The organism is Butyricimonas sp. (genome assembly GCF_019423355.1).
GTDB classification, from domain to species: Bacteria; Bacteroidota; Bacteroidia; order Bacteroidales; family Marinifilaceae; genus Butyricimonas; species Butyricimonas faecihominis.
The window spans coordinates 220,829-237,202 of sequence record NZ_JAHZBP010000004.1 but is presented as its reverse complement, the minus strand read 5'-3'; the positions used below and the strand labels follow the sequence as shown (position 1 = coordinate 237,202).

Annotated in this window: 12 protein-coding genes and 1 tRNA gene; 2 read left to right on the top strand and 11 right to left on the bottom strand. The window is 43.5% G+C overall.

Annotated features, from left to right (window positions below; genetic code table 11):
* Positions 1-35: 35 nt before the first annotated feature.
* A complete protein-coding gene (locus QVC79_RS07465) occupies positions 36-1,091 on the bottom strand; it encodes an efflux RND transporter periplasmic adaptor subunit (protein ID WP_124315593.1) in 1,056 nt (351 codons plus the stop codon).
* 165 nt (positions 1,092-1,256) lie between these two features.
* Between QVC79_RS07465 and QVC79_RS07460 the strand changes: the two genes are divergently transcribed.
* Complete coding sequence (locus QVC79_RS07460) at positions 1,257-1,640, top strand: MmcQ/YjbR family DNA-binding protein (RefSeq protein ID WP_124315592.1); 384 nt, start codon at positions 1,257-1,259, stop codon at positions 1,638-1,640.
* A gap of 41 nt (positions 1,641-1,681) precedes the next feature.
* On the opposite strand, the gene QVC79_RS07455 is transcribed toward QVC79_RS07460, so the two are convergent.
* From QVC79_RS07455 to QVC79_RS07415, 9 genes are all read right to left on the bottom strand, one after another.
* On the bottom strand, positions 1,682-3,034 hold the full coding sequence (locus QVC79_RS07455; RefSeq protein WP_124315591.1) for a TlpA family protein disulfide reductase: 1,353 nt from the start codon (positions 3,032-3,034) through the stop codon (positions 1,682-1,684).
* 10 nt (positions 3,035-3,044) lie between these two features.
* On the bottom strand, positions 3,045-4,523 hold the full coding sequence (locus tag QVC79_RS07450) for a PKD-like family lipoprotein (protein ID WP_270592283.1): 1,479 nt from the start codon (positions 4,521-4,523) through the stop codon (positions 3,045-3,047).
* A 12-nt stretch (positions 4,524-4,535) separates the two neighbouring features.
* On the bottom strand, positions 4,536-5,360 hold the full coding sequence (locus QVC79_RS07445) for a DUF4843 domain-containing protein (RefSeq protein WP_270592281.1): 825 nt from the start codon (positions 5,358-5,360) through the stop codon (positions 4,536-4,538).
* Positions 5,361-5,372: 12 nt separating this feature from the next.
* Positions 5,373-6,806 carry a RagB/SusD family nutrient uptake outer membrane protein gene (locus QVC79_RS07440; protein WP_124315588.1) on the bottom strand — a complete coding sequence of 478 codons (1,434 nt, stop codon included), beginning with the start codon at positions 6,804-6,806 and terminating at the stop codon, positions 5,373-5,375.
* A 21-nt stretch (positions 6,807-6,827) separates the two neighbouring features.
* Complete coding sequence (locus tag QVC79_RS07435) at positions 6,828-10,115, bottom strand: SusC/RagA family TonB-linked outer membrane protein (RefSeq protein ID WP_229782903.1); 3,288 nt, start codon at positions 10,113-10,115, stop codon at positions 6,828-6,830.
* A gap of 136 nt (positions 10,116-10,251) precedes the next feature.
* Complete coding sequence (locus QVC79_RS07430; RefSeq protein ID WP_270592277.1) at positions 10,252-11,355, bottom strand: FecR family protein; 1,104 nt, start codon at positions 11,353-11,355, stop codon at positions 10,252-10,254.
* Positions 11,356-11,449: 94 nt separating this feature from the next.
* Positions 11,450-12,025: an RNA polymerase sigma factor gene (locus QVC79_RS07425; protein WP_270592276.1), complete on the bottom strand. Its 576-nt coding sequence runs from the start codon at positions 12,023-12,025 to the stop codon at positions 11,450-11,452.
* A 239-nt stretch (positions 12,026-12,264) separates the two neighbouring features.
* Positions 12,265-13,743: a catalase gene (locus QVC79_RS07420; protein WP_270592274.1), complete on the bottom strand. Its 1,479-nt coding sequence runs from the start codon at positions 13,741-13,743 to the stop codon at positions 12,265-12,267.
* An 84-nt stretch (positions 13,744-13,827) separates the two neighbouring features.
* A complete protein-coding gene (locus QVC79_RS07415) occupies positions 13,828-14,160 on the bottom strand; it encodes a diguanylate cyclase (protein WP_270592272.1) in 333 nt (110 codons plus the stop codon).
* A gap of 163 nt (positions 14,161-14,323) precedes the next feature.
* Between QVC79_RS07415 and QVC79_RS07410 the strand changes: the two genes are divergently transcribed.
* Positions 14,324-14,400, top strand: a tRNA-Asn gene (locus QVC79_RS07410).
* Positions 14,401-15,119: 719 nt separating this feature from the next.
* Here QVC79_RS07410 and QVC79_RS07405 read toward each other — a convergent pair.
* Positions 15,120-16,367 (bottom strand): thioredoxin family protein, encoded by a 1,248-nt coding sequence (locus tag QVC79_RS07405; protein ID WP_270592271.1) that lies wholly within the window; start codon positions 16,365-16,367, stop codon positions 15,120-15,122.
* Between the last annotated feature and the right edge of the window lie 7 nt (positions 16,368-16,374).

Genomic DNA, 16,374 nt, shown 5'->3' with positions numbered 1-16,374 from the left:
CTTCCCTTAAAAAAGGCTATAACGAACCGAATCCATTAAATACGTTTCTCGTCAGCCACTTGCACCGCCATATTCTCCGACAAAAAACGAAGTCCGCTCACGACAATGGTCTCTCCCGCTTCCAACCCGTCCACAACAGCGATCTCTCCTCCCGGCAACAATGTCCCTAAAGTTACGTTTTTTCGGCTTACCCGGTTCCCATCGGCATTCAGCGTCCAGACATAATCGCCAACCACCGGGCGATGACAGACGGCCTTCTGCGGGACAATCACACCCGCCTGTTGCAAAGCGCCATCCGAGCGCAAGAATAGTTTCCCGGACATACCTGCCGGAAGATGCTCTTCCCGATTCGGCAATAAAGCTGTCAACAGATAAGACAAATTGTTCGAGGTCGTACTTTTAGAAATCTCTTCTACCTTCGCCTTATAAGTCTTACCGGGCATGGCATCAAATTCCAGTTCAACCTCCCGGACATTTCCTCGTCCGAAAGCGATCTCCTGTGTCACGTAGGCCTCCAGTTTCAACTGGCCGAGATCAACAAAGGAAATGACAGGTTGAGAGGCTTTCACATCTTGAAACTCCTCGATATACACCTCTCCCACATACCCATCGAAAGGAGCGACCAATCGGGTATCGTTCAACTCATTCATAGCTGTCTCGTAAGCGGTCTTCGCCGAAATATACTCCGCCTTGGCTTTCTCGAACGTACTTGCTGAAACGTTATTTTTCCGGTAAAGGACTTCGATACGCTCGTATTCGGCCTTCGCCTGATTGTATTGCGCCTCCATACGTTCCTTTCGGATTCGGAAATCACGAGGATCGATCTCCGCGATCACCTCTCCCCGTTTATAATACGTTCCGGCATACACCTCAAACCGCTTGATCGGTCCTCCTACCCGGAAGGACAATTCCGAAGTACGGAAAGGCTTCGATATAAAAGAAAATTCTTTCTGATCCCCCTCGGAAGGCTTCACAGCTTGTGTCACTCGGACCACCATTCCCTGTTGACGGTCCTTTTGTTCAGCATCTTTACATGAAAGTAACATCATGCAAAAACATAGTAATATTCCAAAATTCCCTGTTGTTTTCATTTCCATATTTTTTTGTTCTGAAACAAAAATAACAGGGGGAGCCGTACCGAACCGACTTTATTTTCCCCAAGCCGGGAAATCCGTAACCGAAACAGGAATAGAAAAGATGAAGTCTCCACCGGAATAAACAAAAATTCCTATCTTTGTGGAAATAACATCAATTTTATGGACATCGTAGAACTCCGGGAGCTATGCCTCTCTTTTCCTCACACGACCGAAGAATTTCCTTTTGACGAAACCACGTTAGTCTTTAAGGTTTTCAACAAAATGTTTTGCTGCACGGACATCATGCCATTCGAATGGATTGCCGTGAAATGTGACCCGGACTGGGCCATCGAATTACGGGAAAAATACCCGGAGATCACTTCTGCCTACCACTTCAACAAGAAATACTGGAACGGGATAAATATGCACGGCACCCTGTCCGACAAGTTCATTGAAGAACTCATTGAACACTCGTACCGGGAAGTTATCCAAAAACTTCCGAAAAGCTTTGTAAAAGAGAATTTCCCAGAGTTTTCACTCACGGAATCCAATCGGGGGAAATAATTACAAGAATGGGACCCAGTTGCCGGGTCCCATTCTTGTAATTATTTCTGAAGTTCACTCTCGATCATTTTCTGTAAAGAAGGATCGGAAGGACGTGGAGCTTGAGATTCCACGATACTGCCATCCTTGGCAAAAACCATAAAGCGGGGAATACCCGTAATCTTATAATCTTTCGTTATCTTACTCCATCCATCGGCAAACAATTGTACCCCGGGCAATTGCTCATCTACCAAGAATTTTTTCCATTTCTCGTAATTCTTCTTCTCGTCAACAGATACCCCGATAAAAACAACATCCTTACCTTCCATCGCTTTCTCCAGTTTCTTCAAGTGCGGTAATTCTCCCCGACAAGGCGAACACCAAGTTGCCCATACATCAACCACGACTACTTTCCCCTTATAGTCGGACAAAGAGTGCATATTACCTTCGGCATCCGGATAGGCAAAATCTATTGCTTTCTCCCCCTTCTTGGCCTCGTAGAGGGCAGAAGCCTTAGCTTCCAACTCTTTCAATTGCTCGGCATCCACATATTTTTTAGCTTCCTCCATAAACTCCAAATATTCGAAATAAGAACGCCCGAAACCTTTCGCCTGATTCACGACCAACTCACCCTGCAATTTCTTACTGGGAATGACAGATAGAGCCTCCTGTAACTCTCCCCCTCTTTTCCCATTCTCCAAACAATAAAACATCATGTACGATTTCAAAAGTTTCATTCCATCAGGCATTTCCAAAACCCTCTCATCCGTAAACTTATTTTTATCCGTAATGGTACTATAATAGGCGATACGCTGTTCTTTAGAAGGATGCTTAGAACGCGGGGTATAAATAAAATTCAATGCAAACCGATCCAACTCGCAGCCGACAAAATATTTCATCAATTCGTTGAAACGAGTATTTTTCGTTTTAATACTCTTGCAAAACGGTTCTGTCTTTGCAAGTAAGGCTTCAAAGTCCGGAAAAAAATCTTCATACGTACTATTACGTACCCGCATGAAATATGTCGATTTTTCACACACCCGTTTAGAAAGATTTACCCACTCATACAACACCTTATTCTCAGCCGTATTATGTTTACCCGTCAGATACACCGTATCTTTATCCATAAAAAGTGAAACGGCATCCCCCGCTTTCAGATAAAGCGGGTATTCATAAAGCCTACCATCCCCCACGACATAAAAACCTTCGTATTTCGGGATAAAACTAAAACCATAATAACCATTTTGGTTATAAGAAGCACTTGCCAGCACTTTTTTCTCTCCTTTATCCACTCCGAACAACTGAATAGTCGTTCCTACCCCTTCTCCGACACTACATTCCACAGTTACCGGTTTCTGGGCATGTAGCACCCCAGAAACCAGCAAACAAACAATCAATCCTAATTTTATTTTCATATCAATAATATTACCAATAAGTTATACATTTTACAGCACCTTCCGTGTCAATCACTTCCTCTACGGTCAAATTACGGCTATCGGTACTCTCCGGAGTAAGCCGATACACTTTTCCGCCATTCGCCTCGCTATAAGTTGCAACAAAAATATTCGAACTATAATCACCACTTGTAACGATATTCAAAGAAACGATAGCATCAAAACTCACATCCGGTACATTAACTTCTACACATTCATCAATTCCTTTTCGGTAAGTATATAGCTTATTACCAACAGAGAAATACAAGAAACCGTTCATCCAATCAATAACCGTGTATTCAGCCCCCTCGATCATGGCTGCATTACCTTTCAACTCTTCCATTTGATCCAAATGTCCCTTGAACGTACCCGTCGGATTTTCTTCTATGCTAAACTGACAACGCTGATATTTCCCATCCTCATCTTTCACAATTGCTACTGTCCCCTCATTCGTCACCCGTTGCATGTACAACAAATCCGAATTCGGAAGTGCCGACTCGTCATTCATGTCATAACAGGATTCTGTAACAAATCCACCACTCTTCATTGCATAGGACACAAAACGTCCCCGATCCTGATCAAATAAAATTGCCGCATTACTACTAGCACCTCCATAATAAGGAGCAGCCTTGAATTTTTTATTATTCACATAAGTAACATCAGCCGAAAGAATACTCCTAGAAGTCAAAAGATGCACATTCCCCTCCCCGGTAAAGAAATACATAAATTGATTCGACAAATAATACATGGACTTCATAGTATAACTAACCGGCTGGGGTGTCAACATAATCATACGCAACATATTCTTCTCTTCCCATGAAAAATCAGGCATATTCAACCAACCGGTAGCCTCTCCGGTAGCCACCCATAGCCTTTTCCCGCCCCAATTCTTGACGTTTGTATAAACGATGGAATTTGCTCCTCCGGACAAATAAGGGAATCCCGAACCACTCAACAAACCGGTCCGATGAACCTTATTTCCTTCCGTATCATCTGCATAGATTTCAATATCAACTTTACGGTCTGCATCTTCCGTCATAAAGATAAATCCACCTTTCAGTTCCTCGACCACATTCAATTTAAAATCAGTGATCCAAGATACTCCTGTCTTTTTTTCTGTTACCGTATAATTTACCTGATAACTAACCCCGCTCGCCAAGTCTATCGTCTCATTCAAATCTTTCTCAGTACTTAACACCACATCTCCATCACCCGTGATAACCTTCCATTCGAAAGTATAATCCTCCGGATTAGCGACCTCAGTCTTACCCTCCGTTCCCAAAACTTGTTTTTTCAAGTCGACTTCAAGATACAATACATGGCCACGCCCAACCGTCGTATCTTTCAATACCTCTATCAGATCGATATCCTGCACCCAATTATAACTATAATTACCTTTGTCTTCATAGCAAGAATTCAGTACTCCTGCCAACAACAAACTTATTAACCCGATATAAATATATTTCAACATACACTTCTTCCTTTAATTGTTTGTATTCAATTCAGATGCAACAGGCCAATCTTCCGGTATCTCCACACCGGGGAACGTCATGTATCCCTTATCCGCTTCATTCGTATTTTCCGGATCTTGAGGCATCTGCGTCGGATCTCCGGCCTCTATAATCGCATTCAGGTAATTGGCAAAATAAACATTCGCTATTAATATTTTATTGCCAATACTACTTTTTATTTCATTATCCGAACTAAACCAATCGGTAGCCTCAAATCCCATTTCCTGATTAAAGAAATTAAATTTTGCCTCAGAGAAATATCCCAAAAAAGATTCCATCCACATGGACGGTTTAGTTAGTTTACTCGTAAACATCAACACGTGACGAGTAACATCGATGGTATCCTTGTCCACAATTTTATGGGGTATATTTTGCAGGAAATATTCATTAGAAACCAAGCGCAACTCGATAGAAACTGTAGCATCTCCCAAGCCCTCCCGGTAAATATGAATAGGAATTTCCCCGTACACGCTGTCCTTAGGCAAGATATACTCAGATTGTAACTCGTCATAATTCGTTCCGGCCACAGCCGTCGCACTCTCAATTTTCACCTTAAATGCACGGTCACGGTCAACCATATCCCCTAAAGCCCTGACAGACAATCTAACAATCGTATCCGGCACATTATACATGGCAAAAGAAAAGACCGTTGTATCCATATACACGTTAGACACTCCAGAAGTCACCTTCGGGTAACAGAAATAAATGCTATCCGAACCTTTATACAAATCCAATTTGTCTTCTTCACAACTCCAGCAAAGCAAAACAATTCCTAAAAATATCAATATTTGTTTCATAATCCATTCTTCTTAATCTCGTCTGTTATCAGTTTCACTCTCAGGTAATGGAATAATATAATTGGGTTTCTTGGAGCCATTAGGGCCGGAAACAGAAGTAATACCATTACGTTTTAAATAGTAATAATATTGTCCTTCTCCATAAAATTCCTTCTCCCACTCCTGCCGTAACGTTGTTTGAACATCCGTCCCCACCATTCCTGACTGATACCCTCTAATCATACGCAATTTCTCCAACCAAGAAGAAGCCACCGCATCATCATTTGTTGTCGCCGCGGCAATCAAGTAAAGCTCGCTCAATCGTAACATTGACTGAATTTCATATAAATAAGGATCACTTCTATTTTCCGTTTGTTCTGCATACTTCACAAACACCATCAGACCGGAAGTCTGCCGCCCGGTAGCCACTTCCCAAGAATGCTTACGATAATCATTCGGTTCATCATAAAGTTTATTTATATAACTCTCGGTTGACAATAAAATATTATCATCTTCCAAATCGGAACTAAATAACTCTTTATACATAGTCGTACGCTTCATGTTATGTAAGGCAAATAACTCCTCACAGAAGAAAACCCGATCTTTTACCGCGACTGTTTGCGAAACTGGGGTAAAGGCCGTATTAAAATTATTCGCCTCGTTAGTCTTCGGATCTTTGCCTTCCAACAAGGTTGTTGCAATCCGGTATGCTTCATCTGCATATTCATCTCCTAAATACCAGCACATACGGGCTTTTAACGCCCACACGGCATAATAATTCAAACGCAGGTTACGATAATCCCAAAAATCTTCATCTTTGACAATACCCTCTGTCAAAATCACATCCTCAGACAAAAGCACGATAGCCGAATCAATATCCGCGAATAAATGTTCAACCAACTCGTCTGCCGGAAGAATAGGCTGCGTGACATCCGTCACCATATTGTAATAAGGGATGGAGGATTCTTTCTTATTCGCCTCAGAGTACACCGGCCCGAAAATTCGAAACATATCAAAATGCAACAAAGTACGAATAGCCAAAGCCTCTCCCATCGACATTCTGTAATTGGCTTGTGACATCAAATCTTGATGTTCGGGTACCTTTTCCAGAAACTCATTACAATCCGCTATCAATTTATAAGCCGCCTTCCAAATCGCTTCAAAGGTTCCCTTCGGTCCGTCATTCGTGTAATTATATTCATTTAAATCGTAATACGTATGCCCGCTGGACAACTTATACCGTTGCCCCAACACATCAATAGCACCACCTCCCAAATTCTCTGCATACAAGTCATTCGATGCAAGACTCAAATACAAGCCGTTCAACGCTCGCTGTATCCCGTTCTCCGTGGAATAAAGCTGATCTTCTGCCATCGAGTCGTAAGGTTTCACATCCAGCCAGCTATTACAGCCCCCGAAGAATAAACCTCCCGCCAGAATTGTCAATATAATAATCGTTTTTCTCATAATTTCATTTTTTACTCGTGCTTAAAATGTCATGTTCACAGAAAAAGAAACAGTCCGTGCAAATGGATAAGAAGTACCCCGCTCTGCCTTAATGGTAGAGCAACGGAAAACATCATTCATATTGGCACGTATCGTCATATTCTTTAAAAACACTTTTTTCAACCATTTCTGTTCCCCGAATTCATAGGCTAAAGATATGGACTCACCGCTAAGCGTGTTCTCTTTCTGAACATAGCGGGAAGTCATCGGGGCAGTTTCATTATCACTAACCGTTGAAGTGATTTTCTTATATTGAGCATGATCCCCCGGTTTTTGCCAACGATCATACAAGGCACGCTTATCCTGATTATAAGTGGTCATTTCCGTTGTCTTCAGATTTTCAATGCGGTTATATAATTCCGTGTTAAAATAGTCGGCATCAATCCGGTAACGGAAATAAGCACTAATAGAAAAACCTTTATAATAGAGGTTGGTACCGAACACACCTTCCAGCAAAGGTTCCGTGTTTCCCACCACCATCTCGTCATTTATATCATAATCGAAAGTATAACTCCCGTCCTTTTTAATGTAAATCTCCGATCCTGTCATCGGGTCTATACCGGCAGAACGAACCGCCCATATATCAGTCGGGCTACCTCCATCCCGGTAACGTGTCAGGGAAGTAGATTTCAACTCGTCATTCAGCAATTCCAAACTCGCGCCGATGTTACGATACGTCTGTTTCTGGTGCCGCCCGTTCAAAGAGAATGACCAGTTAAGACGATCCTCCGCCTTTTCCATAACAGTTCCGACAACATTGAAACTAACTCCTTTCGTACGCTGCGCTCCCAGATTCGTGATATAAGAATCACGCCCCGTGGAAGAGGCAATTGAAGTAGTTACCAACATGGGGTCTGTATCTTTCCAATAGACATCCGTATTGATCTTCAAACGATTATTCAACACAGTCAAATCCAATCCCAAATTATAATCCATCGTTTTCTGCCATTTCAGATCGGGATTCCCGAAACCGGAAACATTAGCTCCCATCCCGAAAGCATTTTGCAGGTTCGTATTATACACGTAAGTCGTATAGGCCTTATAGGCAGAGAAGTTCTGATTTCCCGGATTACCAACTGAAAAACGCAATTTCAACCAGTTCACCCAATCCCCGATAAAAGCCTCATTATGAATATTCCAAGCCACCCCGACAGACCAACTATCCGTGAAGCGCTTATTCGTCCCGAATACCGAAGATCCGTCTTTACGATAATTCACGTCCAACAGATACCGATTGTTGTAAGCATAGTTTAAGTTCAGATAGATACTCGTGCTACGGGTAGTCGATTCACTATACGACGGTTTACTTTCCGTGGCATACTCGTTGGCAAAAGCGGGATTCGGAACGTTATCATCCGGGAAACCGATGGCCGTAAAAGCATCATTGATCAAACGTGTAGAAGAAAAGTTCCATCCTAACACGGCATTCACCTGATGTACATCCCCCAACAATTTTCCATACGTCACGGTCACGTCCCCGTCATATCCCCAGCGATCGGTTGTTGATTTCGTGTAAGAACCCCGTTCCGTCTTTTCCGTTTCGTCAAAATCAGTATGGAAAGGAGACTTAAACTTTTCGCTTTTATTATTACCTTTCGTCAGACTGATTCTTCCCCGTGCCATGATCCCATCCATGGGACGCCATTCCATCTGGAAATTGTTGCGGAAAGAGATTTCTTTCGCATCGTCCAAATAATTCAAGCTGGCATTGTACAAAGGATTTTCTACTTTAATCGACCAAAAACCACCATCAACCGAAGACTCTTCCAGATACTTCGGTACGGAACCTTCGTAATCTTTCGGGTAATAGGGATTCGTCTGTACATACACCGAAAAACTTTGCGGTGCATTCTGACTTTCCGTGTAATCCAACGTGAATTTATTATCAAAACTGAATTTACCTTTCCGGTAACGCAAATCAATATTGAAACTCAAAACATCACGTCCGGATTGTTTCATCACCCCCTGCGTTCCGTTATAACTCAACCCGACTCCATACAACATAGCATCATCTCCCCCTTCGACATACATATTGTGCTTATGAGAAAACCCCGTCCTGACTGGTTCACTCAACCAATAAGTATCCACCCCGCTCTGCACGTTTTTCAACCGCTGGTTGTAAAGATTCATTCGATCGACCAGATATTCTTCATTCGAGGTCTTCGTGTAATAGCCCGTCAGCCACTCAAATTCCAACTTCTCCGCGGCATTCATCATATTGTAGTCGCTGAGATCCGGCATCTGAACCGTGAGATCTCCATTATAAGACAGACGCAAGGTTCCCGGGGCGGGACGCTTAGTTTCAACGACCACCACCCCGTTGGCAGCACGGGAACCGTAAATTGCCGTGGAGGCAGCATCTTTCAAAATCGTAACGGAAGCCACCCGCTCCATGTTCAAATCGACAATCGTCTGTAAATCTACTTCAAAACCATCCAAGATAAACAAGGGTTGATTCGGGTCAACGGCATAATCCTCTTTCAGATTGACAATACTCGTTTTACCGCGAATATCAATATCGGGCAATTTGTTCGGGTCGGAACCGAACTCGTTGTTCGGGGTAATATGAAAAGAAGGGTCCAGCGTTTTCAAACTCTGCAAAATATTTTGCGATCCCATCATTTTCAAATCCTCTTTCTTATATGTCGTCGCGGAACCGGTAAAACTTTCGGATTTACGTTCGAAAATACCGGTCACCACCACCTCGTCCATTTGGGTAGTTTCCTCTTCCAACACAATTTTTAGCTCCGCCTGCCCGGAGAATGTCACTTCAGTCGTTTTCATTCCGATGAAAGAAAATTGCAGAACCGTACCGGCCGTATTAGGAAAAGAAAGAGTGAATTTTCCATCCATATCTGTCGAAGTTCCCAACGTCGTGCCTTTCAGTAAAACGGTCACCCCCGGCAAAGGTAATCCTTGAACATCCACAACGACCCCTTTCGCAACCCGTTGCTGCACGGGGTCCGGTTTCGTTTCTTGCGGACGGATAACAACCGTGTTATCAACAATCCGGAACGTGAAATTCTTTCCCAAGACTTGCCGCAAAGCCTCATCCAAGGAAACATTCTGGCAACGAACCGAAACTTTCCCCACGGCATTAATTTCTTGATTGTTGTAGAAAAAGTCCAGTTTCGTCTGTTTCTTTATCGCGTCAAGCGCTTCTTTACAAGTTGCATTACTTAGATCGAGACTAATACTATCCGTTTGAGCATAAGTGTCGGCACTTAATCTCAAAACACCAAAGAGGATTAAAAAAACGGTTAATTTCATAAACCTCCATGTTTTCAATAAAAAATTCATACATTTGTAGTTATGGGTTTAACAATTACCGGACGCCTACTGCAATTTGTGTCCGGCCGATTAAAACACACTTACGGTAATCGCACTAACGGTTACCGTTTTCATATTATAAATTACGAAATACTTTCACCTGTTGTCCCTCCACCTTGAACCTGACATTAGTCGTCTCCTCGATTAATCCCAACACCTGTTCCAGCTCGTTATATCGTTTCATAACCCCGGTAAAGCGATAATATTTCGCCACCGTATCATCAAAACGAATCTCCACATCATACCAGCGCTCCAATTGATGGGCAATAGCCTCTAAAGACATATCGCTAAACACGAAACGCCCCTTCTTCCAAGCAATAATATCATCAACATTTACTTGTCCGGTCGTGATCACCCCTTCCTTCAAAACAGCCTGTTCCCCCGGTACAAGAATACATTCCTGACGAGTATCCGGATAGGACACCCGAACTTTCCCTTCAGCCAAAGTCGTACGCAAACAATCGTCATCCCGATAAGCATTGATATTAAATTCGGTTCCCAAAGCCTCCACCTGCATATCGTTCACCATCACCCGGAAAGGTTTCGTGGCATCTTTCGCCACTTGGAAATAAGCCTCTCCTTTAAGGAAAACCTTGCGTTCCGTACCGACAAAATCAACCGGGTAACGTAATTCCGATTCCGAATTCAACCATACCCGCGTCCCGTCGGACAATTGCACCTGATACTCCGTGGAACGGGGAACACTCAACGTGTTAAAGATCTCTTCCTCCAACTGCACGTTCTCCGCCTGATAAATCATCTGTTGCCCGGCACTCACCAAAATCCCGGTTCCGCTCTCTTGAATTACCGAATCGCCACTCCATTGTTGCACCTGAAGCACCCGCCCGTCATTCAAGGTAAGCGATACTTGATGACGTTTTCCCACGTTCTCCGACATCGGAACGACCTCGTTGGAATGATGACCATAAAACCAGATACCGACAGTCAGGGGCATCACGATGGCTGCCGCCACCACCCATCTTCGCACCAGCTCTCTTCTCCGAGAATGTTTCAACGTCCGGCAAACCTGTTCCCACATACGATCCTTATCCGGCGGAGTGGCCTTTTTCCGGCACTCATCCATACGGACCAGTAGAGAGAATAATTCCTTATCCACTTTTTCCTTGTTACTACCCGACAAGAAATCATCCAACTTCTTATGTAACTGTTCTTTCTCCATTTTCAAAACCCGTCTTTACATTCTTATTGCATTCTTTCAAACACACTAATGACAGGTAACAGAAAAAAAAGGGTGAAAAAAGAAGGATCTTTTTTCACATATATCCTAAGAAAATAAGTAATGCAATGATTTCCAAATCCTTTTCATTGAATTCAGTCCGCAATTTACTATAAGCACTTTTTAATTGCGTTTTGACCGTATTAACAGAAACATCCAATCTTTCCGCCACTTCCTTATACTTCAACCCCTCAATACAGGCCAGAATAAATATCTCCCGGCACTTTTCCGGCAACGAGTTAACAAACACGTTCAAGCGTTCCCGCATGATATTCAGCTCTTCTTCATCCTCCGGAACTTCGTCCTCCATGATCTCCCACCGCTGACTTTCCTCGTAATGATGTTTCACTTTCAAATGCTCCAAATAATTTTGGCAACGATGATCCACGGCCTTACACAGATAGCCGGGAACAGAATCCGTTATCTTTAAATTTTTCCGCAATTGCCAGAAACGAATGAAAACCTCCTGCACGATGTCCTCCGCAACCAAATTATCCTTTACAAAACCAAACGCACGATAATACAACATATCCGTGTACTCTCGAAAAAAGTACTCCAAAGCGGAGGTATCTCCCCGTTGCATTTTTTCGAAAAGGATCAACTCATCTGGCATAAGACAATAGGCATTATTTCAATACAAACTCACTGTTATGCAAAAAAAGGTTTTTATTCCATACCGAAAAAGCGAAAAAATCATAAATAACAACAATAATAACACACGCAACACCCAAAAATCGTCACACTCTCGTTTCTACAGGACACAATCAAAGACGGACAGTTGGGGAAATTCAACCTTTAATTATTCCAGAACACACAACGTATCCCCCAGCCGTCCGTCAGTAAAAATTATTATTAATCTTCTTGTTGCTGGCGTTTCACCTCGGCAAGCACCTCTTTCATGTCCAAGCCTGCCGCCTCGGCAATCCCTTTACCACAACGTTCGTCCGCTTGGTAAAAGCGTGCCGCCACCCGCACTTTTATATTCACGGGTACCCCTTCCATCGCCGTGGCTACATTCGTGTGTATCCGCATTTTCTCGTCTTCCGGCACCAAACGATACAAGTCACCCGGTTGCGTGTAGTAATCCTTATCTTGTTGATAATGACTGCCCATCCCCCGGATATCAAAAGGCGGTTGATTATAAGCATGGTTATCTACCGGACCACCGAAACTATTCGGCTCGTAGTTCACCGCTCCGCCACCGTTACCATCCACTCGCATGGCACCATCCCGGTGGTAATTGTGCATCGGGCAACGAGGCGCATTTACCGGGATGGAATCCGCGTTAATCCCCAGACGATAGCGATGAGCATCCCCGTAAGCAAACAGACGTCCCTGCAACATCTTGTCCGGCGAAAAACTGATTCCCGGTACCACGTTAGCCGGGTTGAAAGCGGATTGCTCCACGTCGGCAAAGTAATTTTCCGGATTCCGGTTCAACTCGATCACCCCCACCTCGATCAACGGATAATCCTTGTGGCTCCACACTTTTGTCAAATCGAACGGGTTAAAACGATACGTCTCCGCATCCTTTTCCGGCATGATCTGCACGCACATTTTCCATTTCGGGAAATCTCCCTTCTCGATACTCTCAAACAAATCCCGCTGGGAATGTTCCCGGTCTTTCGCCACGATCTTTTCCGCCTCCTCGTTCGTGAAGTTCGCGATTCCCTGCATACAACGCAAATGGAATTTCACCCAGCAACGTTCGTCATACCCGTTATAAAAACTAAACGTATGACTTCCGAAACCATGCATATGACGGAAATCTTGGGGGATACCCCGGTCACTCATCAGAATCATGACTTGATGCAACGTCTCCGGTGACAAACTCCAGAAGTCCCACATCGCCGTGTTACTCCTCAGGTTCGTCTTCGAGTCTCGCTTTTGCGTGTGAATAAAATCGGGAAATTTCAACGGGTCCCGGATAAAGAAAACAGGCGTGTTATTCCCGACCAGATCCCAGTTTCCCTCGTCAGTATAGAATTTCATGGCAAATCCCCGGACATCCCGTTCCGTGTCGGCAGCACCCCGCTCCCCGGCAACCGTGGAGAAACGCATGAACACGTCGGTCTTCTTGCCAACCTTGGCAAAAATACTTGCTTTCGTGTAACGGGTTATATCGTTCGTCACCGTGAACGTACCAAACGCCCCGCTTCCCTTAGCATGCACGATACGTTCCGGAATCCGCTCCCGGTTAAAATGAGCCAATTTCTCGATCAGCCAAACGTTTTGCAAGAGAGCCGGCCCATGAGGTCCCGCTGTCTGGATGTTTTGGTTATCACCGACCGGAGCGCCGGCCTCGGTGGTAAGTTTCTGTTTCTTTTCCATGGTTAATAAGGTATATTCGTTATCATCTATATCCCGATTATACCTTATTAACCATTAAAAAGTTTTACAAACGAATCAAAATTTCTATTCCATTTTCGGTTTACGGATGTAGTGCGGCATTTCAAAAGGAATCTCCAAAGAAAATTCCACCAACCCCATAAACTCGCCATTCTCGTACCACGGGGTCTGGTAAATCAATTTTTTCACGCCGTTTTTCTCGATCGTGTAAGCATTCGTGGCGCGTTCTTCCATCAACTGCACCAACTTCGTCCGGGCAGGCTCCGGGTGACAATCCAACACGTTCTGCCCAACAAGATCACCGTGATTCGTTTTTTGGGATTTATCGTTCATTTGAAGAATCTTACCTTCTTTATCGCAAACCGTGATGGCCACGTTCAATTCTTTCATGTAATCCATAGCTGTCATTTTTTAATTGATCCACAAAACTACAATTTTTCATCGTGCCGCTCTCCCATTTTCACGAATTAATAGCCATGATCCACATTTTTCTTCAAATTTTCTTGCAAATATTTTGCAGTTCTCCTGAAAACCCCTATATTTGCATCGCTTTTGAGAAAATTCCTTAGTAGCTCAGTTGGTTAGAGCGGCGGACTGTTAATCCGTAGGTCGTAGGTTCAAGTCCTACCTGAGGAGCCAAGAAGCTGAAAGCCAGTAGAAATACTGGCTTTTTTCATACCCGCAAGTTTCAATTTTCATGCAAAAGCTCAAGCTATCTATTACATAAACACTTGTTTAAAAACGACTTAACTACTTCATCCAAAATCATAGACATATTCAGACAGACAAGGTATTAAAATACCATATTTGCTATCATTTACACTTCATTTGCTATCAACTGGTCACCAAAGTGGTCACCTTCTCTAAAAAAAGTGGTCACCTTTTTTCGAAGGATAAACTATTGTTTTAAAGGCTATTAATCTACATTTATTAGCAACAAATAAAAGTAAATCATACCTGATTCCCCACCTCAAACCGGGTTGAAAGTGAAAAAAGGATCTCAATTGCTTATCTATTGCCTCATTATTGCATTCCACCCCCAGAACACGGTGTATGTTATTTTTCCTTATATCCTGTTAAAATGGCGGCGATAATCGGGCGATAAGGCGGCGACAATGGGGCGACAGCGCCTAACTGTCACCCAACAGTCGCCCAACAACCAGACAATTCCCATGATCAACCTTGGAAATACCCCTTTAAATCCCCAAACTTTGATACAAACATTGATTAAACGAAGTATATTCAAAAGGATATGATTTCAAGTCGCTCCCCAAAAATTATGAAGTAAGTTAGCAAACTTATGCCCTTTATATTTATCCCCGGGGACAAATACAAAGGGCAAGGAATGGTAGCTATATTTATTGATTTATTTTGCAGAACTCATTAAACATTTCTTGAATATAGAATAACATTGGATTCTCGGCAGGGACTTCGGCGAGTATCTGCTTACCGACAGAGATGACGCGAGCATACTGTGCTTTATCTATATTGTACTTGATATAGGTATCGAAAATATTCAATAAGCCGTATATATTTCCAATAGACAACGAATCACGGTGGGTTTCCAAATATTGCACCGCCTTTTCTGTCACCCTGCAGTTGAGTGCGGCCACTTCCGGCGTAGGCACCGAGTCTCGCATTTCCCCTTTCGCCCGGTAGAACGTATAAACATAAGTTTGTAGTTCCCGGAAAGAGAGGCTGTCCATCCTATCCAAGATATAATCCACCAATCCATGAATGTCCTGCCGTTTCACTTGTTCAGCAAGCACAAACCACTTTTCAAGTTCCATTCCCTGATCCAACCGCGAAGCGGCGATCTGCAACTTCAACTCCGGCAAGGGTACCGTTTGGTCTGCATTTTTATCAATAACATGGGCATTAAGGGCATCGGAATAAACCTTAAATAGGCGATTTTGAACCTTTCCCCTACCCATGCTCCGCTCCATTTCCGTCTGGTGCGACCGAAGGAAAGCAAATTGCGGAGACATTGCATCGCAATTCCTGTCTTCATAAAGTGACCAATATGCCTCCGACATCTTCTCCTCATCTGTCATCTGGCCCCATAGCTCCCTGTACACCTGCGCACTTCGTTTGGGCAGATCGGCATCAGCCAACGCCTGCCTGTAGGACATCATTTGTCGCTTGTCAAGCTGTCCGGCGGCATGACGCTTTTCAAGATAGCACAAACAGGTGGTAGGATTCAGTCCCCGCTCTACCTGTTTGATGAAAGGTTCCAAATCATTACGTCCAACAATCCGGTGTTGCACCTCCCCGTTGGGACGAATGATCAGAAAAGTGGGATAAGCGTGTATATTGAAACGCTTGGCAAGTTCCCGCGCCTCACCTTTTTCCATATCATACTTCACGCAAACGAAACGAGTGTTGAAAAAATCACCTGCTGCTTTTTGCGGAAAAACCTCTTCTGTCATGACCTTGCATGGTCCACACCATGAGGTATAGCAATCCATGAATACCAATTTGTCTTCCGCCTTTGCTTGTGCCAATGCTTCATTGAAAGCCAGATCGCGAAAACGAACACCTTCTTGTGCCACGACTGTATTCCACACGGCAAAGGTTATTACCAAGGTATAAATATATTTCATCATAACACAC

What these genes read in the sequence shown, in the direction of transcription:
- QVC79_RS07465 (WP_124315593.1), bottom strand. Translation starts at nt 1,091, where the DNA reads ATGAAAACAACAGGGAATTTTGGAATATTACTATGTTTTTGCATGATG.
- QVC79_RS07460 (WP_124315592.1), top strand. Translation starts at nt 1,257, where the DNA reads ATGGACATCGTAGAACTCCGGGAGCTATGCCTCTCTTTTCCTCACACG.
- QVC79_RS07455 (WP_124315591.1), bottom strand. Translation starts at nt 3,034, where the DNA reads ATGAAAATAAAATTAGGATTGATTGTTTGTTTGCTGGTTTCTGGGGTG.
- QVC79_RS07450 (WP_270592283.1), bottom strand. Translation starts at nt 4,523, where the DNA reads ATGTTGAAATATATTTATATCGGGTTAATAAGTTTGTTGTTGGCAGGA.
- QVC79_RS07445 (WP_270592281.1), bottom strand. Translation starts at nt 5,360, where the DNA reads ATGAAACAAATATTGATATTTTTAGGAATTGTTTTGCTTTGCTGGAGT.
- QVC79_RS07440 (WP_124315588.1), bottom strand. Translation starts at nt 6,806, where the DNA reads ATGAGAAAAACGATTATTATATTGACAATTCTGGCGGGAGGTTTATTC.
- QVC79_RS07435 (WP_229782903.1), bottom strand. Translation starts at nt 10,115, where the DNA reads ATGAAATTAACCGTTTTTTTAATCCTCTTTGGTGTTTTGAGATTAAGT.
- QVC79_RS07430 (WP_270592277.1), bottom strand. Translation starts at nt 11,355, where the DNA reads ATGGAGAAAGAACAGTTACATAAGAAGTTGGATGATTTCTTGTCGGGT.
- QVC79_RS07425 (WP_270592276.1), bottom strand. Translation starts at nt 12,025, where the DNA reads ATGCCAGATGAGTTGATCCTTTTCGAAAAAATGCAACGGGGAGATACC.
- QVC79_RS07420 (WP_270592274.1), bottom strand. Translation starts at nt 13,743, where the DNA reads ATGGAAAAGAAACAGAAACTTACCACCGAGGCCGGCGCTCCGGTCGGT.
- QVC79_RS07415 (WP_270592272.1), bottom strand. Translation starts at nt 14,160, where the DNA reads ATGGATTACATGAAAGAATTGAACGTGGCCATCACGGTTTGCGATAAA.
- QVC79_RS07405 (WP_270592271.1), bottom strand. Translation starts at nt 16,367, where the DNA reads ATGATGAAATATATTTATACCTTGGTAATAACCTTTGCCGTGTGGAAT.